Origin of the sequence: Polaromonas sp. (assembly GCF_029945895.1) — a bacterium.
GTDB lineage: Bacteria > Pseudomonadota > Gammaproteobacteria > Burkholderiales > Burkholderiaceae_C > Polaromonas.
Genome location: NZ_JAQSDL010000043.1, coordinates 114,082 through 127,606, shown reverse-complemented (window position 1 = coordinate 127,606; position 13,525 = coordinate 114,082). Strand labels below are relative to the sequence as shown.

Genomic DNA, 13,525 nt, shown 5'->3' with positions numbered 1-13,525 from the left:
GGGGGCGCCACCAGCGGCCCGGCAAAGCCGGTTCCGTGGCGGCCTGCGCGAAAGCCCGCCGCTTAGCGAAGCTCGCTCGTGGCCGCCAGGCCTTGCAAAAAGGCCTCGCAGCGTGCGAGCTGTTCCAGGCTGACAAATTCATCGGGCTGGTGTGCCTGCGTGATGCTGCCCGGTCCGCAGACCACGGTGGAAATGCCGGAGTTCTTGAAGATGCCGGCCTCGGTGCCGAATGCCACCTGCGTGGTGCGTGACTCGCCGCTCAGGCGCTGCGCCAGCCGCGTCACCGCGTCGCTGGCGGAGCCCAGAAAACTCGGCACTTCGCAAATCGTCTCGAAGCTGAAGCCGGCCTCCGGCGCTATCTTTTTCATAGCTGGTTCCGCTTGCCGGGCGTAGGCCAGCACCTCTTTTTGCATTGCGGCCGCGTCGGCCGTGGGCAGGTCGCGGAATTCGTAGCGGAACTCGGCATCACGCGGCACCACATTGTCGGCAATGCCGCCGTGGAACTGGCCGACGCTGGCGGTGCTGAAGGGCACATCGAAACCTTCGTAGCGCGGCTCGTCGCGCTCGAAACCCTCGGCCATGTCGCGCAGCTTGCCCACCACCCGCGCGGCCATCTCGATGGCGTTGACCGATTGGGGGGTCAGCGACGAATGCGCTTCCTTGCCCCGCACGCAGCAGCGGTAGCGGTAGACGCCCTTGTGGGCGATGGCCGGCACCATGCTGGTGGGCTCGCCCACGATGCAGGCCAGCGGCGCGATGCCGGCGTCCTTCATGTCGGCCACCAGCTCCCGCACGCCAAAACAGCCGACCTCCTCGTCGTAGCTGAGTGCCAGGTGAATCGCAAAAGGCGCGGAGCTGTTCAAAAAGGAGTCCGTCTGGGCCAGCGCCAGTGCGATGAAACTTTTCATGTCGGCGCTTCCGCGCCCATACAGCTTGCCGTCGCGGACCAGCGCCGACAGCGGGTCGACCGACCAGTCCTGCCCGTCCCAGGGCACGGTGTCGGTGTGGCCCGACAGGATCACGCCGGCGGGTTTGCCTTCTCCCAGCGTGGCAAACAGGTTGGCCTTGGTTTTATCGGCGTTCCAGGTGATGCGGCTGTCCACGCCGGATTTTTTCAGCGTGTCGCGCACAAAATGGATCAACTCCAGGTTGGAGTTGCGGCTGACGGTGTTCATGCGCACCAGCGTCTGCGCAAGCGCCAGGGCCGGGGCAGACAGGACGGAAAGGGGAGGGGTGTTGGGGGCGGTCATGCCTGATTCTGGCCCAATTGCGCCTGCGGCGGAGGCGGTTATGCTTGAACCCGACCGCGCCCACGTGGTCTATGCTTGCCCGCCCGACCGCCCCAACCGACTTTTCTTCTGCCCATGCGTTTATTGTCCAGCCTCGTCACCTTGATGCGCCCCCACCAATGGCTGAAAAATGCCTTTGTGTTCGCCGGGCTGGTGTTCAGCGAGAGCTGGAGCGAGGGGCCCATGGCCTTCAAGGTGCTGAGGGCCTTTGCCGCGTTCTGCTGCTTTTCGAGCATGGTCTACATCCTCAATGACTGGCTGGACCGCGCCAGCGATGGCCGCCATCCGGTCAAGCGCCACCGGCCGCTGGCCAGCGGTGCCGTGTCGCCCGCCATGGCGCTGGCGCTGGCAGCGCTGCTGCTGGCTGCGGGCCTGGCCTTTGCCGCCGGCAACGTGACCCTGCTGGTGCTGCTGGGCCTCTACGTGGCGCTGAACCTGGCCTATTCCCTGCGCCTCAAACAGGTGCCGGTGGTCGATGTGTCCATCATTGCCTCGGGTTTCATGCTCAGGCTGCTGGCCGGCACCCTGGCGGTGGGGATTCCGCCTTCGCGCTGGTTACTGCTGGCGGGCCTGTTTGTGGCCTTGTTCCTGGGGTTTTCAAAACGCAAGGCCGAAACCTTTCAGGACGAGACCGCCCAGCGCGCCGTGCTTGATCACTATCCACCGGCCCTGCTGGACATGTTCATGGCCGTGACCATGACGGCCAGCCTCATGACCTATGGCCTGTTTGCCACCAGCGCCGAAGCGCAACTGCAGCACGGCAACCGGCTGGTTTACAGCGTGCCGATTGTCGTTTTTGCCATGTTGCGCTACGCCTACCAGGTGCACAGGGGGCGCGGTGAAGACGTCTCGCGCGACCTGGTGCGAGACCCCTGGATTCTGGCGGCGCTGGCGGTCTGGCTGCTGGTGTTTCTGGGGCGCCGCTTTTGAAGCCGCCGGCCGGGCCGGCGCCGCGCCTGTCGCTCAAACCGCTGTTGCTGATTCTGGGGCTGGCCGCCACCGCGTATGCGGTGGCCCTGGCGGTGTTTGGCGAAGGCAGCGCCCTGGCGACCCTGCAGCGGCTGGGTTCGCTCGCGGGCCTGCAGGCGGCCGCCCTGTGCCTGCTCAACTACCTGCTGCGCGGCCTGCGCTGGCGCATGTGGATGGCCCGCTACGGCCGTGTACTCGGTCTTGCGGAAGGACTGCGCCTGTACCTGGCGGGATACACCTTCACACCGACGCCCGGCAACATCGGCGAGGCGGCGCGTGGTCTGATGCTGGCCCGCCATCCGCTGGGCGCCGCGCAAAGCCTGGCGATTTTTGGTGCGGAACGCCTGGCTGACCTGCTCTGCCTGCTGCTGATGTGCCTGCCGGTGGCCTGGTGGCTGGCGGCGCTGGGCAGCCCGATGGCTTACCGCCTGGCGCTGGGCAGCGGCGTTGCTGCACTCGTCCTGCTGGTGTTTCTTTTTGTGTTCCGGCGGCGCCTGTTGCTGCGGCTGTCCTGGCTGCGTGATGCCTGGCAGTGCCTGGCGACCCGTCCCGCTACCTGGTTGGCGCTGACCGGCGTGGCCTGGGCCGCGCAGGGCCTGGCCGTCTGGCTGCTGTGCCGTGAGGCGGGCCTGTCCATTGGCATGTTGCAGGCCGCCGGTTTTTATGCCGTCGCCATGGTCGGCGGCGCGCTTTCCCTGTTGCCGGCAGGCCTGGGCGGCATGGAGGCGCTGTTGACCGGCCTCCTGGTGCTCCATGGCGCCGGTGCGGCGCAGGCGCTGGGCATCACCGTGCTGGTCCGGGTGCTGACCCTGTGGCTGGCCGTGGCCATCGGTGCGTTGGCGCTGGCCTATAGTGCCGCCATTCGCGACATCAGTTTCAGATAATTCTTCCTGCCCATGCTTGAACGCTCCGCCGCCCCGGCTGCCCCCCTTCTTTCCCCTTTCCTGGTGCGCTGGCTGGTCGCCGCCGGTGCGCTTTCGCTGGCTTTGCGGCTGTGGATCTCCGCCACCTTCCCGATCACCGGCGATGAAGCCTTTTTCTACTGGTGGGGCGTCTACCCCGACTGGGGCTACTACGACCATCCGCCCATGGTCGGCTGGCTGATTGCGCTGCTGCGCGCGACGCTGGGCGACACCACCTGGGCGATACGCCTGCCGGTGGTCCTGCTGCCGCTGGCCCTCGGCGGCCTGGTCGGGTGGGCGCTGGCTCCGCTGGACCGCGTGCGTGCGGCCTGGGCCGTGCTGTTTTTCTGGCTGGCCCCGATCAACTGGCTCAATGTGCTGATCACCACCGACACCCCGCTGATCTTCTGGTCGGTGCTGTCGGTGGCCCTGCTGCTGCGTGCCGAGCGGCGCGGGCGCATGGACCGCACGGCCTGGGGGCTGTACGCGTTGTCAGGCCTGGCGCTGGGTTGTGCCTTCCTGTCCAAGTACTTTTCTGTCGTGCTGGGCTTGACCTATTTCGTGTATTTCGCGGTCTACCGCCGCGAACGCTGGGGCGCGTTTGCACTGCTGGTGCTGTGCGCCTTGCCCGGCCCCGCCATCAACATTGCCTACAACATGTCGCACGGCTGGTCGAACATCATGTTCAACCTCTACAACCGGAACGAAGGCGAGAGTTTTGCCTGGAACAAGCCGCTGCTCTACCTGGCCATGCTGGTCTACCTGGTTACGCCGGTGGCGGCCTGGCTGGCCTGGAAGCAGCGCGGGGCGTTGGCCGCCGCTGCGCGGCAGCAACGGCTGCTGGCCTGCGTGGTGGTCGTGCCGCTGCTGTTTTTTGCATTGCTGTCGCTGAAAAAGGTGGTGGGACTGCACTGGGTGCTGTCGTTTTATCCCTTCGGTTTTGCGCTGCTGGCCTTTGCCCTGCCGCGCGACAAGCTCAAGACATGTGCACTGGGCATGGCCGTGTTCGCGGGCCTGCATGTGCTGGTGGTCGCCGGCCTTTACGCCAGTTCGCTCGAAAACTGGAAAAGCACCCGGCTTTATCCGCAAATCATCCGCAGCTACAAAACCGCCGAGATGCTGCAGCAGGTGGCAGCCCCCGGCGTGGAACTGATGGCCAGTGCCTACACGCCCGCGTCGATTTATGGCTACTCGCTGCGCAAGTACGTGCCGGTGTTCGGCCCGGGCAATTTCCATGCGCGGCAGGACGACATGCTGGTGGATTTTTCCCTGTACCAGGGGAAAACCGTGCGCATCCTGCGCATGGACGCGCCGCGCATTGAAGAGTATCAGCCTTACTTCGACAGCGTGCAGGTGCTCAGCTTTTCGCAGGACGGCGTGCCCTTTTACGCGGTCGAGGGCCGGGGCTTCAAGTACGCTGCCTACAAAACCGGCGTGCTGGCCAGCATTTACAGCCGCTACTACAACATCCCGGTCTGGTTGCCCATGACCGGCTGCCCGTTCTGCGAGCGCCTGTGCGGCCAGGTGCGATGCACGAAATAGGGGCCGCAGGCAAACCCCCGGTCGTCGAAGTCGCGGCTTTTGATTTCGACGGCACGCTCACCCGGCGCGACACCCTGCTTCCCTACCTGCGCCGCAGCCTGGGCTGGCCGCGGTTTCTGCTCGCCGTGCTGCGCAGCAGCCCCTGGCTGGCGGCCTACGCCTGCCGGCTCATCAGCAATCACCGGGCGAAGGCGTGCTTGTTGCAGGCCAGTCTGGGCGGGTGCAGCGCGGCGCAGATCCAGCGTTGGTCGGCCGACTTTGTAACGCATTACCTGCCCCGGCAATGGCAGGAAAAGACGCTGGCACGGTTGCGCTGGCACCAGCAGCAGGGCCATGCCTGCGTGATCGTCAGCGCCTCGCCCGGCATTTACCTGCACGGTGTGGGTGAGGTACTGCGCATCGATGCGGTGCTCTGCACCGAGCTGGAGGTCCGGGACGGCACGCTCACCGGTCGCATGGCGACGCGCAACTGCCACGGCGAGGAAAAAGTGCTGCGCCTGCAGGCCTGGCTGGCGGGCCGCGGCGTCGCTGCTGAGTCGGTCGTGTTGCATGCCTATGGCGATTCGCGCGGCGACGTGCCGCTGCTAAATCTGGCAGACTATGCGCACTACCAAGGTCAACCCTGGGCTCGCCCACCATCCGGAAACCGGCCGGCAGGGCGAGCCTGATCACCCAAAGGTTTTCATGAAAGTCATTGATTCCATCGTCACCCAGGCCGCTGGCATTGCCGCTGTGCGCCGCGATATCCACGCTCACCCCGAGCTGTGTTTCGAAGAAGTCCGCACTGCCGATGTGGTGGCGCAAAAATTGACCGAGTGGGGCATTCCCATCCACCGCGGCATGGGTACCACCGGTGTGGTCGGCATCATCAAGAACGGCACCTCCAGCCGCGCCATCGGCCTGCGTGCCGACATGGACGCGCTGCCGATGCAGGAGTTCAACACCTTTGAACACGCCAGCAAGACCCAGGGCAAGATGCACGCCTGCGGCCATGACGGCCACACCGCCATGCTGCTGGCCGCCGCGCAGCACTTTGCAAAAAACCGCAATTTTGACGGCACGGTCTACCTGATTTTCCAGCCGGCCGAGGAGGGCGGCGGCGGTGCGCGCGAGATGATCAAGGACGGCCTGTTCGACAAGTTCCCCATGGACGCGGTCTTCGGCATGCACAACTGGCCGGGCACGCAGGTCGGCAAGTTTGCCGCCAGCACCGGCCCGGTGATGGCCTCGAGCAATGAGTTCAAGATCACCATTCGCGGCAAGGGCGGCCATGCCGCGCTGCCGCACAACGGGATCGACCCGGTGCCGGTGGCCTGCGAGATGGTGCAGGCCTTCCAGACCATCATCAGCCGCAACAAGAAGCCGGTGGATGCCGGCGTGATTTCAGTCACCATGATCCATGCCGGCGAGGCCACCAATGTGATCCCCGACAGCTGCGAGCTGCAGGGCACGGTGCGCACCTTCACGCTGGAGGTGCTGGACCTGATCGAAAAACGCATGAAGCAGATCGCCGAGCACCTCTGCGCGGCCCATGATGCCCAGTGCGAATTCGAGTTTGTGCGCAACTACCCGCCCACCATCAACCACGCGAAGGAAACCGAGTTCGCGCGCAAGGTGATGGCCGAGATCGTGGGCGAGGCCAACGTGATCGCCCAGGAGCCGACCATGGGAGCCGAAGACTTTTCCTACATGCTGCAGGCCAAGCCTGGCAGTTATGTCTTCATCGCCAACGGCGACGGCGCGCACCGCGAGATGGGCCATGGCGGCGGGCCGTGCATGCTGCATAACCCGAGTTATGACTTCAACGACGACCTGATCCCGCTGGGCGCCACCTTCTGGGTGCGCCTGAGCGAAAGCTGGCTGGCCAGGGACGCAGCATGAGCGTAGTCACTGAAGCTTTTTCCGGCACTTATGCCGAGGCGCGCGGCAAATTTCTGACCGCGGCCGCTGCGGCCGGCCTGCAGGTCGATTCCCACCGGCACCCCGAAGCCGGCCGCGAGGGGGAAGTGCTGGCCATGGACGTGGTGCTGGACGGCCCGGCCGATGCCCGTTCGCTGCTCATTCTCACCAGCGCCTGCCATGGCGTCGAAGGTTATTGCGGCTCCGGCGTGCAGGTGGCTGCCCTGCAGGACACCGAGTGGCGCGCCAAGGCCAGGGCGCAGGGCGTGGCGGTGCTGTATGTGCATGCGCTCAACCCTTATGGCTTTTCGCATATCCGTCGCACCACCCATGAAAACGTGGATCTGAACCGCAACTTCCATGACTTCTCGCAGACCTTGCCCGTCAACGAGGCCTACCGCGAACTGCAGCCGCTGTTGCTGCCCGAGCAGTGGCCGCCCAACGACGACAACAAGGTGGCCACCGACCACTACATCGGCAGCCGCGGCATGGATGCCTACCAGGCGGCCATCACGCGCGGCCAGCATGAATTTCCCGAGGGCCTGTTTTTCGGCGGTACCGCGCCGACCTGGAGCAACCAGACCCTGCGCGACGTGTTGCGGACCTATGCCCGCCAGGCCAGTCGCGTGGCATGGATTGACATCCACACCGGCCTGGGCCCCAGCGGTGTTGGTGAACGCATCTGCGCCTGCCGCGATGACAAGGAAGCGCTGGCCCGGGCACGCACCTGGTGGGGCGGCGGCGGTGCGACCCCGGTGACCTCGATTTACGACGGATCGTCGAGCTCGGCCTTCCTGACGGGTCTGATGTGGACCTCGATCTACGACGAGTGCCCCGACGCGGAATACACCGGCATTGCGATGGAGTACGGCACCTTGCCTCCCTTCGAGATGATGCAGGCCCTGCGCGCCGAACACTGGCTCAATGTCCACCGCGACGCGCCACCGGCGCTGGCTGCGCAGATCAAGCAGCAGATGATGGATGCGTTTTACGTGGACACCGACGCGTGGAAAGAACAGATCATCAGCCAGGCGCGGGAGTCGCTGTTCCAGGCGGTGGATGGCCTGACTTCATAGTCTTTTCGGGCCTCAGCCCTTGATGTGCGGGCGCAACCAGCTATCAAAAATATAGCGGTTGCGCTTTTTTTGTGGCTCAGTCTTCCAGTTCAGCCTTGGCCATCTCCACGTCAAGCCGCTCCATCGCGTCCATCGGTGTGCTGGCGGCGGCCTGTTCGTAGAGCTTGGTGGCTTCTTTCATGCGCTTGTCGCCCTCGAGCATCACCATGCCGTTGGCATATTCGATCATGGCGATGGCTGAGCCGGGGTTGAGCTTGAGGGACTCCTTGAACAGGGACAGGCCCGCGTCTTTCTTGGCACCGTAGGTCATGCCGCCAATCAGGGAGCCGACCTTGTCAATCACCTCGGCATGAAAGGCGGCCAGCGCAATGTGCGCGTCAGCATGTTTGGGGCAGAGCTTGATGGCTTGCTCAAGGGCATTTTTCACCTTGGTGCCCAGACCCTGTGCGAGGGCTTTGGCCACACTGATGCCCTGGCTGTAGCGCCCGAGAGCGTAGGCCTGCCAGTACCAGGCGTTGGCGTTCTGGGGGTCGGCGGCCTGCTGGGCCTCGGCGCGCTGGGCGACTTCCATGAACAGCTCGAGTTTTGTCTTTTCCCTGTTCTCGAGGTAGTTGGCGTAGATCGACGTGGCCTTGTTGGCCACGGTGATGCCCGCGCCGCCCGCCTTGAGGCCCGCTTCGGCAGCCTTCTGGAATTCGCCATTGTGAAACAGCACCCAGGCCTGCAGCACGGCGGCGTCCCTGGGCAGGGGCTCGCAGTCCCCCTGATGCAGTCGGGCCCAGTTTTTCTTCAGGCTGGCGGCATCAAATTCATAGTCACCAGCGTGAGGGAAGGCAGTCCATTTGGGCATCGGTCGTCTCCTGAATTTATTGTTGGTCGGCTGAAAGAAGGGGTCAGGCCGGGCTGGTGTAGGCGCCCACCAGGGCCTGCAAGTGCATGCGCTGGCCCTGCTCGAGGTAGGGAATCAGCAGGTTGAGGACATGGTGCGCACCTCGCAGCAGGGCCGCCTGGGCGTTTTCCGGCTCCAGTGCATTGCGCGGATCCCGCACGTATTCAAAACTCAGCCAGTAGGTCAGCACGACCACCATGCTGGTGGCGGTGGCCTCGACTTCGCGCGAGTCGATGCTGACGGTGTTGGCCCGGCTCATGCTGTCGAGCATGGTCTTGACCGAGCGGGTCTTGTTTTTCAGTACCCACTGGAAATGGGTCTCAAGCCGCCGGTTCTTGCTGAGCAGGTCGTTGAGATCGCGGTACAGAAAGCGGTATTGCCAGATCAGCTCGAACAGCGTGTGCATGAAAAACCAGGCGTCCTCGACATCGCGCACGCTGTCGCTGGCATTGAGCAGCTCGCTCAGGGCGCGTTCGTAGCGGTCAAAGAGGGAGTTGATCAGCTCGTCTTTGGCGGGGTAGTGGTAGTAGAGGTTGCCGGGGCTGATGCCCAGCTCGGCCGAGATCAGCGTGGTCGAGACATTGGGTTCGCCAAAACGGTTGAACAGATCAAGCGTCACTTCCAGGATGCGTTCAGCAGTTCGGCGCGGCGCTTTTTTCGCCATGGTGTCTACCTCGTATTTTTGTTCGACTCTAACCCACTCATCCGGGGGTTGGAAGTAGGGAAGTCGAGCGTCTGGCGGCACGGGCCGCAGGTGCCTGCAGGGCGTGGCTCAGGTCCTCCATGATTTCCTCCAGGGAATGGATGGCGCGCCCAAACCGGGAGGCTGGGGGGCGTTCGTTGACCAGATGGCGGCGCGAGTCTTCCAGCACCTTGAGGTTGAGCGAGATGCCGTGGCGTGCGAGCTTGGCCGAGAGCGTGGTTTTGCGCGAGCGCAACATGTCGCGGGTCTTCTGATAGGCGTGTTCTGCCAGCTGGCGGCGCTGGGCATAACTGAAGGTGTTGGCCAGGAACAGCTCGGCGTCGCGGTGGTCCGGCTCGATCAGAACAATGTCTGTGTCGGGATAGGCGTGTTCGTAGTGTTTCATGCCCAGCTCCAGTCGGGAATGGATCATGGAACGGAAGGTCTGGCTCAGCACCGCCGGCAGGCCGCCATCGACGATGCGCGGGATGCCCTGCCTTTCCCTGGGCAAGCCGCGCTGCATCACGCGTTGCCCCATCGACAGCCCGGGCGGGCTGGTCGCGTCAAATGGCACCAGCGGATTGAGGCACAACATCAGGTCAATGCCGCCGTCCATGGCCACCCCGGCGTGCAGGGTTTTCTTCAGCGCACCGTCCACGTAGTAGTGATTGTCGATCTCCACCGGGGGAAACAGCCCCGGCAAGGCCGAGCTGGCCTGTACCGCCCTGGAGATCGGTACATGGTCCCAGCCAGGCTGGCCAAAAGGCGCGGCGTCGCCGCTGTCCAGATTGGTGGCCACCAGCGTGAGCCGCGTCTTGAGCTGGCGGAAGTCGTTGGTTCGCCCCGCCTTGGAAAACAGGAGGGCCAGGCGTCTGTCGACCTCTTCGTTGGAGAACACGCCCGTCGGCAGTGCCGGGCCGAGCTTTTCGAGCGCGCTCAGCAGGGGCTTGCGCCCGACAGTGGCGCGCCACAGGGCTTGCGCCGCCAGGCCGGGCAGCATGATGCTGCGCCGCAAGAATTCGCCGTAGGCCGGCACCATCAGCCAGGCCGGATCGAACACTTCGGAGGCTTGGTGATCGTTTTCAATGAAAGCGGCACACAGCTCGCGTGGTGTCATGCCGTTGGCCAGGCCCGCCGCGATAAAACCACCGGCCGATACGCCCACGTAGTGATGCAATTTGGTCAGCGACAAACCTTGCAGCGATTCGTCGAGCGCACACAGCGCACCGATTTCATAAATCGCGCCCAACGGCCCGCCGCCGGCCAAGGCCAGAGCGATACGCGGCGCGGTGGCGGTCCGAGCCGCTCTATTCACTTTGGTGGCTGGTTGACGCTGTCTGGGATGCCTGGCTGAAGTCATGGATCGGAAGTGTAGACCGGGGGTTCTCGTGAATTTGCTGCGATGCAGCAATCCTCCGGAGAGGCGTGGACGAAAAAAAAGGACGCATCAACGTCCTTTTGGGGCTCAAGGCATCAGGTGTCAGGCCGACTTGCGAGCCGGCGCACGTTTGGCGGCTGGCTTGCGTGCTGCGGTTTTTCCCGCGACGGCGGTTTTTGCTGCGGCGCGTGGCGCTGCCTTGGGGGCGGCCGACTTGGCGCCCATCTGCTGCACATTCTTGTTGAGCTCATCGATCCGCGCGATCAGTGCATCCACATCCTTCGCAGAGGGCACGCCCAGCTTGTTCAGGGCTTTGGCGACACGCTCTTCAAAAATGTTTTCCAGCTTGTCCCACTGGGTGCCGGCTTTCGAGGTGATGTCCGTCGCCATGGACGCCATCTTGTTGGTGGCGGTGGAAATTTTCTCTTCGGCAACAGCCTGCGTCTTGCGCTGGATGGACAGGCCTTCCTTGACCAGGGTCTCGAAAACCTTGCCGCCTTCTTCCTGAGCCTTGGAGAAAGCACCCAGGCCGGCCAGCCAGATCTGCTGGGCCGATTCCTTCACGGCGCCCGAGAGTTGGGGGCCGGATTTTTTGTCGGCGCTCATTTTTTGCAGTTTCTTGACCATGGGGAGACTCCTGTCGATAGGTGGATGGCGGGGGTGTCGCCATCGGCGACGGGTACAGCAAAATATAAGCGTTGCGGTCGTACAGGTTTAGGTGTTCGCTCCTAAAACGCCAGTAGCCAGCCCTCTTGGAAAACAACGGGAAACAGGCCGATCGCGGGTTTCTGCTGACCGGCAGAGGGCAGGGCTTGGGCAAGAATCGACGCTGGTCCAAAGTTGTCTTGCGGAGAACACAATGCAGTATTTCGTCACCGGAGCCACCGGCTTCATCGGTAAACGGCTGGTCAAGAAGCTTCTGGCGCGCAAGGGTGCGACGGTGTATTTCCTCATCCGCAAGGAAAGTGCCGGCAAGGTCGAAGCCTTGCTTGACTATTGGGGTGTCAGCGCCGCCAGAGCCGTGGCTGTCCATGGCGACCTGACGGCGAAGAAACTGGGCGTCTCGGCCGACGATGTCAAAAAGCTCAAGAGCCAGATCGACCACTTCTACCACCTCGCGGCTGTTTACGATCTGAGTGCCGACGAGGAAAGCCAGATTGCCGTCAATGTGGACGGCACCCGCCACACGGTCGAGTTCGCCAAGGCCATTGAGGCCGGGCATTTCCACCATGTGAGTTCCATCGCCGCAGCTGGCCTGTACGAAGGCGTGTTCCGCGAGGACATGTTCGAGGAGGCCGAGAACTACGAACACCCGTATTTCATGACCAAGCACGAGAGCGAAAAAATCGTGCGCAAGGAGTGCAAGGTGCCCTGGACCGTGTTCCGCCCTGCCATGGTGGTGGGCGACAGCACGACCGGCGAGATGGACAAGATCGACGGACCTTATTATTTCTTCAAGCTGATCCAGCGCATGCGCCAGCTGTTGCCGCCGTGGATGCCGGCTGTCGGCCTGGAAGGTGGACGCATCAACATTGTGCCGGTCGATTTTGTGGTCGATGCGCTGGACGTCATCAGTCACAAGACCAGCATTGCCAAGAAGTGCTTTCACCTCGTCGACCCGGTGGGCTACCGCGTCGGCGATGTGCTCGACATTTTCAGCCGGGCTGCGCATGCGCCCAAGATGAACCTGTTCGTCAATGCGGCCCTGCTCGGCTTCATCCCGCGCAGTGTCAAGAAAAGCCTGATGGCCCTGGCACCGGTACGCCGCGTACGCAATGCCATCATGGCCGACCTCGGCCTGCCCGAGGACATGCTGACCTTTGTGAACTACCCCACGCGTTTTGACTGCCGCGAAACCCTGGCCGCACTCAAGGGCTCGGGTGTCGAATGTCCCAACCTGAAAGACTACGCCTGGCGCGTGTGGGACTATTGGGAGCGTCACCTTGACCCCGATCTGCACATCGACCGCTCGCTCAAGGGTACCGTCAGCGGCAAGGTGGTGCTGATCACCGGCGGGTCCTCCGGCATCGGTCTGGCGGCGGCCCACAAATTTGCGGAAGCCGGCGCCATCACCCTCATCTGCGGGCGCGACCAGGACAAGCTCGACGAAGCCTGCAAGGAGGCCCGGGCCAAGGGTTACCACTTCATCGCCTACCCGGTCGATATTGCCGACATGGCCGATTGCGACCGATTTGTGCAGACGCTGATCGAAAAACACGGTGGCGTTGATTTCCTGATCAACAACGCGGGCCGGTCGATTCGCCGCGCCATCGAAGCCAGTTATGACCGCTTTCATGACTTCGAACGCACCATGCAGCTCAACTACTTCGGCTGCCTGCGCGTCACCATGGGATTTTTGCCCGGCATGGTCGCCAGACACAAGGGCCATGTGGTTAACATCAGCTCGATCGGTGTGTTGACCAATGCGCCGCGCTTTTCGGCCTATGTGGCGTCCAAATCGGCACTGGATGCCTGGACGCGTTGCGCGTCCAGCGAATTCGCCGACCAAGGCATCACCTTTACCACTATCAACATGCCGCTGGTGCGCACCCCCATGATTGCGCCAACCGGCTTGTACAACAACGTCCCGACCCTGAGCCCGGAGGAAGCCGCCGACCTGGTCGCCCAGGCCTGCATCTTCAAGCCGGTACGCATCGCCACCCGACTGGGTATTGCTGGCCAGGTATTGCACGCGCTGTTGCCGCGCGTGGCGCAGATCGCCATGAACACCAGCTTTCGCATGTTCCCTGACTCATCGGCCGCCAAGGGCGCGAAGCCGGGTGACAAGCCGGTGAAGCAGACGCTGTCACCCGAAGCTGTGGCTTTGCAGCAGATGATGCGCGGGATACATTTCTGACGGCTCTGGCGACTGCCCGAAAAAATCGCTCCAGGTGAGCGA

12 protein-coding genes are annotated in these 13,525 nt (G+C 63.5%); 7 read left to right on the top strand and 5 right to left on the bottom strand.

Annotated features, from left to right (window positions below; genetic code table 11):
- Positions 1-62 precede the first annotated feature (62 nt).
- The gene (argE, locus tag PSV33_RS05910) at positions 63-1,250 is read right to left on the bottom strand and encodes an acetylornithine deacetylase (protein ID WP_300559800.1); all 1,188 of its coding nucleotides are present in this window, start codon (positions 1,248-1,250) and stop codon (positions 63-65) included.
- A 114-nt stretch (positions 1,251-1,364) separates the two neighbouring features.
- Between argE and PSV33_RS05905 the strand changes: the two genes are divergently transcribed.
- From PSV33_RS05905 to PSV33_RS05880, 6 genes are read left to right on the top strand one after another with little or no spacing between them, the layout of a single operon-like run.
- On the top strand, positions 1,365-2,219 hold the full coding sequence (locus PSV33_RS05905; protein ID WP_300559798.1) for a decaprenyl-phosphate phosphoribosyltransferase: 855 nt from the start codon (positions 1,365-1,367) through the stop codon (positions 2,217-2,219).
- On the top strand, positions 2,216-3,142 hold the full coding sequence (locus tag PSV33_RS05900; protein ID WP_300559796.1) for a lysylphosphatidylglycerol synthase transmembrane domain-containing protein: 927 nt from the start codon (positions 2,216-2,218) through the stop codon (positions 3,140-3,142). Before PSV33_RS05905 ends, PSV33_RS05900 begins: the two co-directional genes overlap by 4 nt.
- 12 nt (positions 3,143-3,154) lie before the next feature.
- Positions 3,155-4,702: a glycosyltransferase family 39 protein gene (locus PSV33_RS05895; RefSeq protein ID WP_300559795.1), complete on the top strand. Its 1,548-nt coding sequence runs from the start codon at positions 3,155-3,157 to the stop codon at positions 4,700-4,702.
- Positions 4,690-5,370: an HAD family hydrolase gene (locus PSV33_RS05890; protein WP_300559793.1), complete on the top strand. Its 681-nt coding sequence runs from the start codon at positions 4,690-4,692 to the stop codon at positions 5,368-5,370. The genes PSV33_RS05895 and PSV33_RS05890 overlap by 13 nt, the downstream gene beginning before the upstream one ends.
- A 16-nt stretch (positions 5,371-5,386) precedes the next feature.
- On the top strand, positions 5,387-6,583 hold the full coding sequence (locus PSV33_RS05885; RefSeq protein ID WP_300559792.1) for a M20 aminoacylase family protein: 1,197 nt from the start codon (positions 5,387-5,389) through the stop codon (positions 6,581-6,583).
- Positions 6,580-7,677, top strand: a complete 1,098-nt coding sequence (locus tag PSV33_RS05880; protein ID WP_300559790.1) for a M14 family metallopeptidase — start codon at positions 6,580-6,582, stop codon at positions 7,675-7,677. The genes PSV33_RS05885 and PSV33_RS05880 overlap by 4 nt, the downstream gene beginning before the upstream one ends.
- A gap of 76 nt (positions 7,678-7,753) precedes the next feature.
- On the opposite strand, the gene PSV33_RS05875 is transcribed toward PSV33_RS05880, so the two are convergent.
- The 4 genes from PSV33_RS05875 to PSV33_RS05860 all read right to left on the bottom strand — a co-directional run bounded on the left by PSV33_RS05875 (position 7,754) and on the right by PSV33_RS05860 (position 11,253).
- On the bottom strand, positions 7,754-8,527 hold the full coding sequence (locus PSV33_RS05875) for a hypothetical protein (protein WP_300559789.1): 774 nt from the start codon (positions 8,525-8,527) through the stop codon (positions 7,754-7,756).
- Positions 8,528-8,570: 43 nt separating this feature from the next.
- On the bottom strand, positions 8,571-9,230 hold the full coding sequence (locus tag PSV33_RS05870; protein ID WP_300559788.1) for a TetR/AcrR family transcriptional regulator: 660 nt from the start codon (positions 9,228-9,230) through the stop codon (positions 8,571-8,573).
- A gap of 37 nt (positions 9,231-9,267) precedes the next feature.
- On the bottom strand, positions 9,268-10,563 hold the full coding sequence (locus PSV33_RS05865) for a patatin-like phospholipase family protein (protein ID WP_300559786.1): 1,296 nt from the start codon (positions 10,561-10,563) through the stop codon (positions 9,268-9,270).
- 165 nt (positions 10,564-10,728) lie between these two features.
- Entirely contained in the window at positions 10,729-11,253 is a 525-nt protein-coding gene (locus PSV33_RS05860) for a phasin family protein (protein WP_300559784.1), read from the bottom strand.
- Positions 11,254-11,485: 232 nt separating this feature from the next.
- Between PSV33_RS05860 and PSV33_RS05855 the strand changes: the two genes are divergently transcribed.
- Positions 11,486-13,483, top strand: a complete 1,998-nt coding sequence (locus PSV33_RS05855; RefSeq protein WP_300559782.1) for an SDR family oxidoreductase — start codon at positions 11,486-11,488, stop codon at positions 13,481-13,483.
- The last annotated feature ends 42 nt before the right edge of the window (positions 13,484-13,525 follow it).

Coding starts and splice junctions, on each gene's coding strand:
- PSV33_RS05885 (WP_300559792.1), top strand. CDS start 5,387: ATGAAAGTCATTGATTCCATCGTCACCCAGGCCGCTGGCATTGCCGCT.
- argE (WP_300559800.1), bottom strand. CDS start 1,250: ATGACCGCCCCCAACACCCCTCCCCTTTCCGTCCTGTCTGCCCCGGCC.
- PSV33_RS05860 (WP_300559784.1), bottom strand. CDS start 11,253: ATGGTCAAGAAACTGCAAAAAATGAGCGCCGACAAAAAATCCGGCCCC.
- PSV33_RS05880 (WP_300559790.1), top strand. CDS start 6,580: ATGAGCGTAGTCACTGAAGCTTTTTCCGGCACTTATGCCGAGGCGCGC.
- PSV33_RS05855 (WP_300559782.1), top strand. CDS start 11,486: ATGCAGTATTTCGTCACCGGAGCCACCGGCTTCATCGGTAAACGGCTG.
- PSV33_RS05895 (WP_300559795.1), top strand. CDS start 3,155: ATGCTTGAACGCTCCGCCGCCCCGGCTGCCCCCCTTCTTTCCCCTTTC.
- PSV33_RS05875 (WP_300559789.1), bottom strand. CDS start 8,527: ATGCCCAAATGGACTGCCTTCCCTCACGCTGGTGACTATGAATTTGAT.
- PSV33_RS05905 (WP_300559798.1), top strand. CDS start 1,365: ATGCGTTTATTGTCCAGCCTCGTCACCTTGATGCGCCCCCACCAATGG.
- PSV33_RS05870 (WP_300559788.1), bottom strand. CDS start 9,230: ATGGCGAAAAAAGCGCCGCGCCGAACTGCTGAACGCATCCTGGAAGTG.
- PSV33_RS05890 (WP_300559793.1), top strand. CDS start 4,690: ATGCACGAAATAGGGGCCGCAGGCAAACCCCCGGTCGTCGAAGTCGCG.